Raw genomic sequence first — 13,037 nt, forward strand, 5'->3', positions numbered from 1 at the left:
GCTCATCCTCATCAATGCTTTCAAGACGGGCATAGCGTGCTGCCATAGTCGGATACCAACCGGGAGGGCACCCCGGCGACTGGCATCAGCCATTCGTCATGGAGGTTCAGTTCCATGAAAGCGGCTCTTGTTTCAGGGCTTTCCGCGGCAGGTCGCTCAGAGCTTGGGCGCTTCTTGATTGGTGTCCCAGAGCCAGAAGGTTTCTCCGTAGGCACTGCCTTCGATGATGGGCATGACCTCGCCTGCCTTGAAGTAGCGGCGGCTGCCGGTTTTGGCTGGGGTGTGCCACCAGCCGGCTTGGGGGCAGGGCTGGCCGCCGGGCACACGACCCGCGCTGCCTTGGAGCCCGAGGGCCGAGGCGCCAGGCTTGAGGCGTGCAATCGAGTCGTTGGCGCGTGCCCAATCCGCTAGATCCTTGGGATAGAGGATGTGGTCACGGAAACTGCTGTCGTCGATGCCGTTGATGACGCAGATGGCGGCGGCCTCGAAGGACCAGTAGCCGTAGTAGGGCATGTACTGCCCCTCGACGCCCTTTAGATGACCGTCATGCCAAGGGGCACCCTCGAAGCTCTTGTACCAGCCGTCCAGGTACTCTTTGATCTTCTTGCTTGCCTCAATCGGTTCTTCGTCCAGATAAAGCGCGTCGATCAGTGGATCGTATGGCTTGGTGTGGAAGTATTCCCCGGTTTCACTGGAGTCAGGCAGCGCGGGGTCAATCAGAAATTCATAGAGCAAATCGGTGTGACGATAGCTTTGAGTCCATTTCGCAACCTTTCTTAGGGCATCGCCATCACCTAGCAAGACGCCCAGGCTCACAACATCCAGTGCAAGCTGGAAATGGTAAAAATACTCGAATTCCAGTGGGGTCCCGTTGTCGAGAAGGTCTTTGCCGGATTCGATGGCTAATATTCTGATGTATTCGTTATATGCAGTATGCCATTCGCCAAAGGATTGGATGATGGTCGCGTAGAGCGGGCGAATTTCATTAATGGGGCGACCTGCAGTGTAATGCAGTTTGAAGAGATTGAGGTTTTCTTTGAAAATACTTCCCTGGCCAACAGGCTCAAAATCGTTTTGATTCCTGAGGCGTTTTATTGCTTGAGCCTGGAGTTCCAGTCCTTCAGATAGATCCTTTATGTTGAGGTTGTAATACTGGATGTCTAAGAATTTTTGCCTGCGGTTTTTGCGAAATTCTTCTGCATTCATGTTATTAATCCATCTGGTTGGGTTGGGTTATTTGTTTTTTCTCGGTGGGGGTGATCTGGTTTTCTTGGCTTCAGGTTTTTGATTGTCATTTTTATTTGTTTGGGCATGTTCCCAGCGGGCGCGGTCGCGTGCCTTTACTACTGCATCAATATCTGAGGCTCCCCACTCTCGGGTAATTCCGTGAGCGGTGTGGGGGTGATTCTCTGATCCGGTCTTGTCCGGTAGGTAAGAATCGGCCAGAGCTTGAATGTGATCGAGGGCGCCGTCGGATTCGAGCGTGACAAATACTACTCGCCGATTCGCTCCATGGCTTTTTAGGATCTTTGTGACGGGTCGGTCCATTTTTTCTCCTGCAGCCCGGTCAGCCACCCACTCTTTGGACATCTGCACCATCCGATATTCCGCACCCCGCTTATCGCTGCTGTCACTGAGGAGGTAATGCAGCAGTTCCTGGCTCGGGTTCAATCCCGAAACCTGCAATCCCTTTCCACTGCGAGCAAAAGATCTCCCAAAACCATAGACTGCCCCCGCGCTTTCCCGCATCTTGGCCTCCGTCACGGTGTAGCTCTGGCCATGCTGCCAGACCGCGTCGATGCCTGTTTCTGTGACTTTGGGCAGGTCGGCCTCGCTGAGGTTGACCGGACGCTTGTCCACATTGAGCTTTTTGACGTGCTCGGGTGACCAATGGCCTTTGGCGTTGTCGTGCGGCCAGTGGCCGCCCAGCCGCTTGAGTTCGTGGTAGTCGGCCATGTGCTCGCCGATCAGTCCCTTTTGCCGCATGGCGATGTTCTGGTAGGCCTTGCGCGTGATCTGCACGGCAGCGTGGAGGGGGCCGCCGCCTTTGCGGGCATCGGCTTCTGCGCGGCCGCCGACTTTTTTCGCCGGCTGGCGGGCGGGGATATGGCCTCGGGGCTGGATGTCCGCCGCGTTGTGCCCGGTGCGCGTCCGCGTGCCGGGTGTGGCCGAGGCCATGGCCGCGCGTTGGCCCACGGCCATGACCACGGCGGCTGCCTGCTCGCCCAGCAGGTCTTCGAGGAATTCCCGGATCTCCTTGCTGGCCCGCTCCAGCGGCGCCTTGATCTGCGTGCGCAGCTTTCTCATGCCCGGCAGCAGGTCACGTGCCAGTTGCTGCACGGAGTCGGGAATAAGCCAATCTTTCCAGCCGCTGGCGGTCGCCATGAATTCCATCAGTTCGATGCACGCCCCCATCGCCGCATCGACTTGCGAGATGGCGGCCTGCGTCCTGGGACCCCATTTGCCCAGCAACTCCTGGCGCACCCATCGGATGGCTCCGCCTTTGCCCAGCCCCAGCAAGCCTTCCACGGCCTGCAAGCCGCTGTGGACGGCGCCCTTGGCGGCGCGGCGTTCCCGCCAAAGCGGCTTGAACACCGTCTTGAAGGCGCTGCCCACTTCCGGAATGGCCCCGAATGCCGCGAATCCCAGATTGACGAGTTCATCGGTCCCGGCTTTGTTGAAGCCCCCGCGCTGGTTGATGCGAAACAGCGTACCCGTGATGTCTCGTGCATCCATGACCTGGTCGAGCACAGGAATCATCGAGATCAAGCCGCCCACGATCTGGGCGGCGAAATTCTGGTCTTCCTCGAAATCGCCCAGCAGCAGCGTCCGGAAAAAACTCTCTATCTGCCCGCGCTTACCGCTCATGGGTTGCCTCCTGCCCCTGAGCCTCCATCCAGGGGCGGCTCGGTCTTCAATGCGTTTTCAATCCATTCAGCGCCTTGCTGCTGCACGGCAGGTTTTTGGAATTCAGCCTCCTCCTTGGCCAGAGGTGGCGCCTTCCAGGCGCGGGCATCTTCTCCGTACTCGACCACGTAGCTGGTGGCGGGCACCCCCTTGAGCAGCTTGTAGCCATCGGCGTCCAGGGTGCCTTCAAGCACCTCGCCGCTGCTGAATGTGACCTTGTAGGTCGCCTCGGATACGGGACTGAGGTCGTCGTAGGTGTAGTGCAGCTCAAGTTCTCGTGGTGCATCACCTAGCGTGCCCACAGGCAAAGCCGGCAACGTGGCAGGACTGCTGCCCGGCCCCACGAACGTCTTGCCCGCGCCCTTGATATCCAGCAACCCCGGCATGGTCAGCGTGATGTCCGTGCCCTCCAGCACGATGGAGGTCTGCCCGGCCTGCAGCTCGATGCGCCCCTGGGCCAGCACCTGCACATCCTCGCCGCTGCTGGTGACGGTGATGCCGTCCTGGGCCGTCCAGGCCAGCGGCCCCTGGTGGGCCTGCAGGGAGATCGGCCCGGCCTGGGCGATGGCCTTCAGGCCCCCTTGCTGGGCGTAGAGCCCGGCGCTGGCGCCTGCCGCCAGCGCCACGATGCGCCCGGCCGCTGCATGCCAGTCCTGCTGGCTGGTCCAGTGCAGGGCCTGCCCGCCATAGAGCACGGCGCTGGCGGGCGTGGCGGCGTTGAGGCTGTTCGCCGCATCGAACACCATCGCTGCGCGGGCGAAGGCGGGCACCGGCTGGCCGCCCTGGCCACTACCCTGGCGGCTTCCCGGTGCCGCGATGCGCGCCTCCTGCCCATTGAGGGTTGCGGGCAACTGGCCCTTCTTGCCCGGATCGATATCGTCGATGAAGCCCTGCAGATCCTGCGTGGCCGCCAGAGGCAGGCCTTCGGAGGCCGCCACCGCATCGCTGATGCGCTGGGCCGTGTCATGGGCCGCCTGGAACTGGCCGGCCGCGGCGGTGGCATCGTGGATGGCCCCCTGGGCCTTCGGCTGGGCGCTCGATGAGATGAGCAGGCCCTCGCCCGCACGCACCACGCTCCAGGCATCGCTGCGCAGCTCGGCGCCGCTGCCACGCCAGGCGCCGCGCGTGCTGCTGGTGGGCACCTGGTCGATCAGATGGCCCAGGTTCAACTGGCTGGCCGCCTGGGAAGAGGCCAGGCGGGTGCGCAGCTGGCCCGGCGCATCGTCGGTCAGCCACTGGTTGAAGCCGCTGCCGTCCAGGCTGGCCGCATGCCAGCCGGCGATGACGCCGGGGTGGTTGGCCGGCGCATTCTCGCCGGCGCTCCAGGGCGGCAGATCCTGGGCGGAATGCAGCTGGTGGCTGACCACCGGGCGGTCGATATCGCCATCGATGAAGCTCAGCAGCACCTCGGTGCCCACGCGGGGCAGGACGCTGGCGCCCCAGTTGGGGCCGGCCAGGGGCGTGGCCACGCGCAGCCAGACGCTGGGCGTGCGGCTGGCGCGGCGCGAGGGGGTTGCCGCCGGGGCGGCATGGCCCGGCGCCCCTTCGGCAGCGGGAGCCTGCCCATGCTGCTGCCAGTACATGCGCACCTGCACGCGATGATCGCGCTGGGTATGCACGGCATGGCGGTTGTCGCCACCGGCCTCGTCGTCGCTGCCCACGACCAGGGCCAGCAAGGCCTCGGGGGCGCTGGGCTTGGCGCGGGGGCGGGGCACGATGGCGGCCTGGGCATCGAGGGCCTCGAAGCGGTTGCGGTAGCTACCTGCCTCGATCTCCGGGCGCTGCAGCAGCTGCGCGATCTGGGCGCCGAGGTTGTTGGCCGCCTGGTGCCAGAGAGCGCAGGCGCGCAATTGCAGATCGCCGTTGCCGCCGTCATCCTCCCCGTGATCGCCATAGCCATAGCCATAGCCATCGCCGTGCTGCCTGCTGCGGGCCTCCTGCCCATAGCGGTCATGGCCGCTGAGGCGGAAATGCTGGCCCGGCGCCAGATCGCGCACGCTGCCTGCGCCCTTCCAGCGCTTGGCCTGGGCCTCCCAGTGGTGCAGCCAATGCTCGGCATGCCGCTGGGCCGCATCGCCGTCGGCGTGGCGCTGGGCGCTGAAGGGCAGGTGCTGCTCCAGCGGCGGCAGCTGCCCCAGCTGCAGCGCGGAGCGGGCCTGGGCCGCCGGCGCATGCAGACGGGCATGGTCCCAGGACGAGACGGATGCGATATGGGGCACGCTGCGCCGTGCGGCCTGCAGGCGGTCGATGCTGTCGCCGCTCTCCGTCGCATCGATGCGGTGAAACCGAATGGCGCCTGGCGGGTAGGTGGGCAGCTCCGTCTCGGCATCGAAGACCACCAGCTTGTGGCGCGAAGGGGTGGGTCGGCCGTCGGGACCGCTGCCGCCCTGGCCGGACATGGCGCTGGGCCCTGCGCCGGACGCTTCACCTTCCTCCTGCTGATGCTCGAACCGAAAGCTCAGGCCTTCTTCAGCCAGCAGGCGCAGCACGAAGTCCAGGTCGCTCTCGTGATACTGCACGCGCGTGGGGTAGGGCTTCCAGTCGCGGCGCGCCTCGATGGCGTAGTGGGCCTGGGCATAGTCGGCGAAGAGATCGGCCAGGATGTCCGGCAGGGTCTGCGCGCCCCAGACATGGCTGTCGCGGCGCAGCGCCAGGGCGGCCAGCCAGGGGCGCAGATAGAGCCGGTGGCGGGCCAGGCCGCCATCGCCGCCCAGCGCATCGCAGCCCGCGAGCATGCCGTGCCAGGCGCGGTAGCGGCCATCGGCGCACAGAAGGCGCAGGGTGAGTTCCTGGCCGATGAGGATGCTGGGGTCGAAGCCCGCATCGGTGCACAGTGTGTCGATGTCGAAGGCGAAGAGGGCGTTGAGGGCCTCCTGGCCGCTCATGCGCTCGACGAGCAGTTGCGCTGAGGCGGAGAGCTGGTCGCTGTGCCCGTGGATCTGGAGCAGCCGGGCGTGCTGGCTGGGCAGGGCGGCGGTGAGGCTGCTGGGCCCCCAGGGGAGCTGGTTCGGGCTGCTTGGCATGGAACTCAGGTTGTGACAGCAATCAGTTCGATGTTGGGGACCTGCGATGCTGGTGGGTGTGTAGATGGACACGCTTTGAATGAGGAGCATGCGTTCGTTCAAACGGCGCAGAGCTCATGCCGATTATGCAAGGGAGGTTTGCGTCGGACATCTTGCTATTGAAATGCGGCACTCGAAGGTGTGAGCTTTCGTTACATGGCGATCTGTCGCGCCCCGGCAGACCGGCCTGGAGAGAGCTGAAGCGCAAGCGAAGCCCGGATGAAATCGCCAGAGCGCGATCAGGCTGCACAGGCTCGCCAACGCACCTATCAGGATGTATTGCAGAGCGCGAGGCAGAGGTATTACCCGACCGTCAGCAGTCAGCCACGGCGACCGCCACGTAGGGGAGTGCGCATAGTCGCGGCTGAGACACTCGGCTGTCCGGTGCGAAATGATAGAAGCGCTTTGCGTTTCTCCAACAAATTCAAGCGGGATCGTAACTTTCGCTTTTGGAGGGCTTTGAACTCTAATTGAGATGCAATCCTAATATTCGACCGCTGTCTCCGGACGCGAAGGGGGATGCGCTACCTGCGTTCGTCTGGACCTAATGCGCGCTCTCGCTGTAAGCGCGTGCCGCTTGTCCCTCAACGAGGGGCACGTTGGGCTAGCCAGATCCCTTCGACAACAAAGGAGAGCTTCATGAAAAGCGTGGTTACGGTCGTGATGTCAGCATTGTTGGCCATTGCCCCCTGCATCGCTTCTGCGACTGACCAGCACGGCAATGGGTACCAAGGTCCCGATGCGATTGAAAGGTCGCAATCGGGTCCCGACTGGATGGAAATCTGCGCGAATGTGCCAATCCCCAATGGTTGGGTTGTCACATCGATTCGGCCGGGGTGTGGCACGGGCTTTGGGCTCTATGAAATACGCAAAGTAGATCCTGTTCTTCGGCCGTCCATGTACATGTGCGCCATGACCGCAGTACCTACCAACTGGGTGGTTACTGCCATTCAGGGCAGTTGTACCTCCGGCGTGGCGAGATATCAGGCCGATTACGTGGCTCCCAACTCCACGCCGCGCTCGATGTGCAACGTCCCGGCTTCCAGCGTACCCACAGGATGGATCGTGAAGCAGGTCGGGCAAGGCTGCGGATTGCCCGGCTATCAGTACTGGCAGATCCAAGAGGCTCGCCCGGAGTACGGCATCCTGGAGGTATGCAATGTTGCACCGATCCCGTCCGGCTGGGTCATCGTGGGGCAGCGCCCGGGGTGCATATCCCCGAATTCTTTGCTGACGATCAGATACATGCCGTAGTTGATTTCGCAAGGGTTGTGAGGGAGCCTCCGTCTGGCTCCCTCCTACGGACTGCAGCAAAGAGGCTAGGGCGCGTCACCCGAGAAATTGTTACTGTCTTCAAGCATAGAGATAGCGCGCGCTCTGCGGACAACCTCGGCGCTTGTTGAGACGTTGCACTTGCATGGCCCATGACGTGTTAGATCCATCTATGAAGCTCCTCAAACCGCTAATTTTTACTGCCGGCATTGCACTCTCTGTATTTTCAGTCCAAGCCCAGGTTTACCGCTGCGCTGAAAAATCCGGAAAAACGACTTACTCTGATCTGCCCTGTCCGGCGAACCAACCTGGAGAGTTGTTGGAGCGCCAGCGAAGCCAAGATGAAATCGCCGGAGAGCGCGATCAAGCGGCACAAGCCAACCAACGAAAGTACCAAGACCGAGCTGCAGAGCGCGAGGCACAGGCATTTCAGGACCGTCAGCGTTCAACCACGGCAGTGAGCACGCAAGGCAGGGCGCAAGCAGCTGCGGCCGATACACCCGCCTGTCGGGCTGCCCAGAAGGAACTCGACTTCGTGTCGAGCATTCGTACTCTGTCACTGGATGAGCGGCGTATCCGTACCAATGCCGCAATCGTGCAAGTCAATGCAAGCTGTGGCACCACGACGCCTCTGATGCAGGAGCCGCCAAAGGTGATTGCTGCTCCCGTCTCCCCGATTACCCGTTGCGATGCCGGCTTCTGCTACGACGAGACGGGGGCAATCTATAAAAAATCCGGGCCTGACACCATTGTTGGCCCGACTGGGCGTTCATGTAATCGCTCTGGGGGCACATGGATTTGTCAGTAATCCAAGCCGGTCCACATCGCGTAGGTCGCTCGCCTCTGATCGTCGTAAACAGAGATCGCCGGCACCCGTGGGAGACGGGTTCTCGTTGTCTATGCATCGAATCGCCTGCCGAGGCGCATTCAATCAGCAATGCATCGTCCGAACCCGCTGTGCGAAATTCCTCCTGGGCTGGCACTCAAGATGAGTAAAGGTTTGGAGACGACGCGCATCTTCCCTTCTATACAAGGGCCACATGTCTGCGGATCAATCGATCGCGCACCCGAGTTCTTGACTGCTTGTCTCCACTTCGCTCGCTCGTCCCTGAGCAAACTGCGAACGCGACCACGGTTCTTTCATGCTTTGTTAATGGGTTTGCCGTAAGTGCGGAGAAAGCCCTTGCCCTGGAGCATGTTGCGGTAGTTGTTGAGCGCCACGGCTTCGGCTTCACTAGCCACCTCAGCGCCTGCCGCAATGACCTTTCCATCGGCATCAATGATGGCCAGGCGGGCGCGTTTTCCATCCACGTCCACCACCAAGCCCTCATGCGAGGTCGCGTGCATCACGACGCCGGGAAGTCGGCCGGTGCGCTGGTTGCCGATCATCGCCGGAACTCTCCATGCCGCGCAGGGTCCGCGACCGCGTGACGCGCGGCAAGTGGGGGATTGGTGTTCTCACCTCGGGCATCGCGTGCATCGATAAGCGTAGTTGCGCCCGAAAGCACTGGGTGACCGGGAAGTGCTTCCTGGAAGTGGCGTGCGATAGGGGGGAGAGGGCGACGACGAACCGGCACGTGAAGCTCCTAGTGCGTGTATTCCCTAAGTCGAACGCATTCGTAGCTGCGAAGCTACTAGAAACACGGTGGCGCCTAGCTCCGTATTCCTGGCTGGTCACAGGTTGCTCACTTCGAGGAGAAGAACAGCCAGCACTCCTGCGATCTCAACGCGGCGAATGCGCGCAAGTTCTTCGACGCTGGTGCCAGCTTGGCGCAGTCGAACGCGAAGGCGCCGCCACAGCAAGATGGCCAGTGCGTACAGAAGGATCCGCCAAACCATGAAGTAGCCCGCGTGCGCCTTGATCCATCGCTCCCAGGCATCGGCGCCACCGACGGCCCGAATCCCGAGCACGTTTATCGCGACCGCCACGCCGATCAGAAGGCCCACCCAGATCGATGCGCGACCCAGGGATCTCACGACCGACTTCGCGCCTCGGCGCTCTGCAGGCCTGGTCACAGGCTGTTCCTTTCGCACAGCGCCAGGTCGGAGGAACAGCCACCGCCGGGCTGGTCATCGAAGAACAGCGCGTACTGGCGGCCGCCGCGCGCGGTGCGACACCACTGCACCACGCGCCGGATGCCCGAGTACTGTCCGGGGCGGTCGGCATCGGTAGGGTCCTTGCGTACCGGGAAGAAGGTGGCGGCATGGCGTTTGTTCGCAGCTGCGACGACGCGTTCCCAGCGCTCAATGCGATCGACGTGTTCCGGGAAGCGTTCAGCAATCGACCTGAGTTCGGCTTTCCGAGTGTGGATGCAGGGCATGCAGCCGACGCGGCCCATGCCCATGGCGTAGAGAGGGTTGGGCGTGAGCCCGTGGTCGGCGTGCATTTTCCAGACCTGCTGCAGCGTCCAGTCGAAGATCGGCCGCCAGAGGTAGCAGCCGGATTCGTGGCGGTTGAGGCGTGGCTGCAGGGCGCGATGTCGGCTTTCCTCCGCTCGGATGCCGAGCCACTGAATGACGGGCCCGCGCCGGAGCATCGGGAGGACCACCTGTTCGGTGATCGGCAGTTCCTTCAGCTCGGAGGTGCAGAACTGGGCCATTCTCGACGGAAAGCGCCCTTTGGTGATGCAGAGGTCGAGGAAGGGGTTGCCTGTGGGCTCGTGCAGTTCCGCAGCCTCGCGCACGAGCGCATCGGGGATGCCCATCTGTGGCCACCGCTCCAGCACATAGGCCTTGTGCTTCGCCATCCTCGCGCGGAAGTCTGCCTTCACCCACTCGATCACGGGGCCACCCGTGCGCTCTGGCAGCCGCTGCACGAATTCGTAGGTGAGCTCGTGCTCGTTGCCGGTGTCGGCGAAGACCGCACGAAAGTCCCGTCCAGACTCCAGGGCGAGCAAGTAGGTCGCGGTGGAGTCCTTGCCGCCAGAGACGTTGACCAGGTGCTGCACGCGCCTGACGCCATTGCTGGCGCTCATTGCGTGCTCCGCGGCTTCTGAATCTCGTGGACTCGGTCCCGGGTTGGATCGCCCTGGTAAATGCCGCGCGAGCCGGCGGCGCGGGTGCTGTAGCGCTGGATCAGCGTCATCGGCGAGTTGCCAGCGAGTTCACGGCGCAGTTCGAGCTCGGTCTTCAGGTTCTGGATCTCCTGTTCCAGTGCGCCGCTCTCCTGGTCCACGGCCTTCGTCGCGAGTTCGTTGGCCGCGACGTTGGGCTCCTTGCGGCCCGTCAGTAGCGTGCGCTGCAGCAGAAGGGCCTTCTCCATCACCGAGGCGAGCGCGACCTCCGACGCTAGGCGCTTGCCCAGCAGATCCTGGTCGGGCTCGTCGCGCAGCGCTTCGATTACGCCCCGCGTGAGCGGCAGCGAGGCACTGCCTGCGGCGTCCAGGTTTGCCGCGGTGGTCGGCTTGGCCCCGGACACGAGTTCCTGCAATGCCTTGAGCTTGGCCTCGTACTCTTCCTGGATTAGCGGCGTCAGGCCTACGCCGGGTGTGGTCGAGGTCTTGGTACAGGTCTCGCAGGTTCGTTGCTCCCGCTCGCCCAGCACCCTCGTTGCCCACGTGGCCGCCGCCTGCGGCGAACTCCACGTCTGGCACGACAGGCGTCCGTTGCACTCGTTCGCCGAGATGGAAGACGTGTCGGTGGCCCCGCGCCCGTTCAACAGGTTGTAGCCCGCACGCGTGACGTCCCCGACGATCTTGATCGAGGACTGGCCCGAGCCGCCCGCGCTGACTCCGCCGACCCAGGGCACGCCGTTGTTGCCCTTATTTGCCTCCGCGCGCTCGATGGCCGATACCGCGTCCGTGCTGGAGACCGCCTGCTTGAGGGCCATGCCTTCGGCCAACTGGTCCCAGCCGGTCTGCCCGCCCGCCATGTCGGCCATGCGGCTCGCGATCGCGCGGCATGTCATCTTGGAGCGGTCGAAGTCCAGCCGGGCTTGCAGGATGCCGTTCGTCAGCAGGTTGTAGAGCCCGGGATCGGCGCGCTGGATGATGAGCGCCGGCAGCGAGGCGACCGCACTCGTCGCGGACTGGATCACGTTGCTCATGATCGACTGAAAGCCGTTGCTGATGCCGTTCAACTGGTTCTGCAGCGTGGTGGTGATGCTCATGTCGCCGCAGATCAGGTTGCTGTTCCAGCCCATGCCGACGCCGATGCTCTGCATGTTCCCGGCAGGGCTCATCGAGACCGCGCGGCCGCCGCCGATGCTGTAGAGCACGTCGCTGCCGATCACGTTGCCGCTGGCGCGGATGCCGTCCTCGTCGATCCGGGTCTGCGCACCGGACGTGCTGCAGAGGGCGACGAGTGCGGCCATGGCGATCAGGCTGCGCGGGCCTGCGCGGGGAGCAGTGCGGGGGGATGCCATGTCGTCCACGGGGTTCTCCGTCAGAAATCTCAGAAATCGGTGCTGCCGAGGAAGACCTGGCCACGCCGCTGGCAGCAGCTGTACGGGCGCCAGAGCGCCCAGGCGTAGTCGCCCAGTTGGGCTTGCACGTGAGGGCCGCGGTTGGGGAAGACCGCGCATTGGCTGGAGAGAGTGGGCGTCAGCTCCTGCCATTTGCCGGAATCAGCATTGCTTTCGACCAGCGGGCCGGCGGGCCAATAGCCGGCGCTCGGGCTTGCAAGGAGAGGCTGGTAAACGTGCGGCTGGCCGGTGCGTGTCACGATGTCGCCAGCGCGCTGTGCCACCACGGCGCCACTGAAGTGGTCGTCGGTCTGGTGCAGGAAGCCACCGCGCGGATAGACGTTGCCCCACAGGTCCGCCGACAGCCGAGATCCGATCTCGCGGATGCCGGGCGTGAGCGATTCTGGGTACGCGAGCTCGGGCACGTTGTAGCGCCATGCCATCGTGTCGAAGGTGCTCAGCAGGTAAGGCATGAAGGGCGTGCCTGCGCCCTCGCAAGTGTAGCCGGAAGCGCTGGCGAACGCGGAGAACGCTTCGCCGGCCGGGTGTCCGATCACGTCGGCGTTCTTGAACTTGGCGAGATTGTTCTCGTGGTTCTGGTTGGTGGTTCCGGCGCCTCCGGCCTGCGCCGTGGGATTGGGTACGCTCATCGCGCGGACTTCGACCCAGGGGTTCGCCCCCGTGTTGCTGTAGCTGGAGACGACCGCATCGGGAACGTAGTGCCGCACCTTCACCGAGGTGCGCACCGTGCAGCCGCTCCAGGTGCAGTACAGCCAGTAGCAGATGCCGGAGACCCGATACGCGAAGCAGTCGGGCGAAAAGGCCGACGCCACGATGGTCGCGGTATCCAGTGCATACGAGGGCACCGTGGCGGCGAACAGGACGCCGAAGGTCGCGGCGCGCAGCTTCTTCGAGCGCATCACTGCCCGGTCCTCCGGTACGCCGCGATGCGGCCCAGGGCGCGGCGTGTGTCGGCGTCGCCATACACGACGTAACGCCCGTCTACCACGACGGCGGGCAGCTTGGCGACACCGAGCGAATACGCGTCTGCCACCCCCTGGTAGGCCAAACCCAGCTTCTTCTGCCTTTCGGCGAAGCCTGGACTCGCCAGACGCTGGCGCATCATGGCTTCCGCACGCTGCGGATCCCGCGGCAAGCCCGCGCTCAGGTCCGAAACCAGGCGGGCAGGCGCATCCAGTTCGATGATGGTCGCACCGGGCACGGCTGTGACCGGGTGGGCCTTGTCGGTGAAGACTCTTACGTCATCGGCGAAGGCCGCGGCGGAAGCGGTGACGGTGAAGCCGGCTGTCACCCTCGCGATTAGGACGAGGCTCGGGCGCGTGGAGAGACGGTGGACGTGCACGTGGGGACCCTGGATGTGTTCACGGGGTTCC

At 63.7% G+C, this 13,037-nt stretch carries 11 protein-coding genes; 2 read left to right on the forward strand and 9 right to left on the reverse strand.

The window, feature by feature from the left end:
* Nucleotides 1-156 precede the first annotated feature (156 nt).
* Genes CEK69_RS03010 through CEK69_RS03020 form a run of 3 tightly spaced genes read right to left on the reverse strand, consistent with a single transcriptional unit; the run spans nt 157 to nt 6,032 of the window.
* The gene (locus CEK69_RS03010; RefSeq protein ID WP_152243739.1) at nt 157-1,206 is read right to left on the reverse strand and encodes a PoNe immunity protein domain-containing protein; all 1,050 of its coding nucleotides are present in this window, start codon (nt 1,204-1,206) and stop codon (nt 157-159) included.
* A 27-nt stretch (nt 1,207-1,233) separates the two neighbouring features.
* Entirely contained in the window at nt 1,234-2,868 is a 1,635-nt protein-coding gene (locus CEK69_RS03015; protein WP_152243741.1) for a hypothetical protein, read from the reverse strand.
* Entirely contained in the window at nt 2,865-6,032 is a 3,168-nt protein-coding gene (locus tag CEK69_RS03020) for a type VI secretion system Vgr family protein (protein WP_193313872.1), read from the reverse strand. Before CEK69_RS03020 ends, CEK69_RS03015 begins: the two co-directional genes overlap by 4 nt.
* Before the next feature lie 576 nt (nt 6,033-6,608).
* Between CEK69_RS03020 and CEK69_RS03025 the strand changes: the two genes are divergently transcribed.
* Both CEK69_RS03025 and CEK69_RS03030 read left to right on the forward strand, forming a co-directional pair.
* On the forward strand, nt 6,609-7,223 hold the full coding sequence (locus CEK69_RS03025; protein ID WP_225851647.1) for a hypothetical protein: 615 nt from the start codon (nt 6,609-6,611) through the stop codon (nt 7,221-7,223).
* Between the two features lie 190 nt (nt 7,224-7,413).
* The gene (locus tag CEK69_RS03030) at nt 7,414-8,049 is read left to right on the forward strand and encodes a DUF4124 domain-containing protein (RefSeq protein ID WP_148829081.1); all 636 of its coding nucleotides are present in this window, start codon (nt 7,414-7,416) and stop codon (nt 8,047-8,049) included.
* 332 nt (nt 8,050-8,381) lie between these two features.
* Here the strand turns inward: CEK69_RS03030 and CEK69_RS03035 are convergent, their stop codons facing one another.
* The 6 genes from CEK69_RS03035 to CEK69_RS03060 all read right to left on the reverse strand — a co-directional run bounded on the left by CEK69_RS03035 (nt 8,382) and on the right by CEK69_RS03060 (nt 12,955).
* Nucleotides 8,382-8,630: a hypothetical protein gene (locus CEK69_RS03035; protein ID WP_148829082.1), complete on the reverse strand. Its 249-nt coding sequence runs from the start codon at nt 8,628-8,630 to the stop codon at nt 8,382-8,384.
* 285 nt (nt 8,631-8,915) lie between these two features.
* Nucleotides 8,916-9,188, reverse strand: coding sequence for a hypothetical protein (locus CEK69_RS03040; RefSeq protein WP_226975016.1), 273 nt, complete (start codon nt 9,186-9,188; stop codon nt 8,916-8,918).
* A 65-nt stretch (nt 9,189-9,253) separates the two neighbouring features.
* Complete coding sequence (locus CEK69_RS03045; RefSeq protein ID WP_152243747.1) at nt 9,254-10,216, reverse strand: phosphoadenosine phosphosulfate reductase family protein; 963 nt, start codon at nt 10,214-10,216, stop codon at nt 9,254-9,256.
* Nucleotides 10,213-11,553 (reverse strand): integrating conjugative element protein, encoded by a 1,341-nt coding sequence (locus CEK69_RS03050; RefSeq protein ID WP_226975021.1) that lies wholly within the window; start codon nt 11,551-11,553, stop codon nt 10,213-10,215. The genes CEK69_RS03045 and CEK69_RS03050 overlap by 4 nt, the downstream gene beginning before the upstream one ends.
* 80 nt (nt 11,554-11,633) lie before the next feature.
* Nucleotides 11,634-12,563 (reverse strand): TIGR03756 family integrating conjugative element protein, encoded by a 930-nt coding sequence (locus tag CEK69_RS03055; protein WP_152243749.1) that lies wholly within the window; start codon nt 12,561-12,563, stop codon nt 11,634-11,636.
* Entirely contained in the window at nt 12,563-12,955 is a 393-nt protein-coding gene (locus CEK69_RS03060; RefSeq protein ID WP_152243751.1) for a TIGR03757 family integrating conjugative element protein, read from the reverse strand. Before CEK69_RS03060 ends, CEK69_RS03055 begins: the two co-directional genes overlap by 1 nt.
* Nucleotides 12,956-13,037: the final 82 nt, after the last annotated feature.

It is taken from the genome of Xanthomonas sp. LMG 12462, from assembly GCF_009192885.1.
Classification (GTDB): domain Bacteria; phylum Pseudomonadota; class Gammaproteobacteria; order Xanthomonadales; family Xanthomonadaceae; genus Xanthomonas_A; species Xanthomonas_A sontii.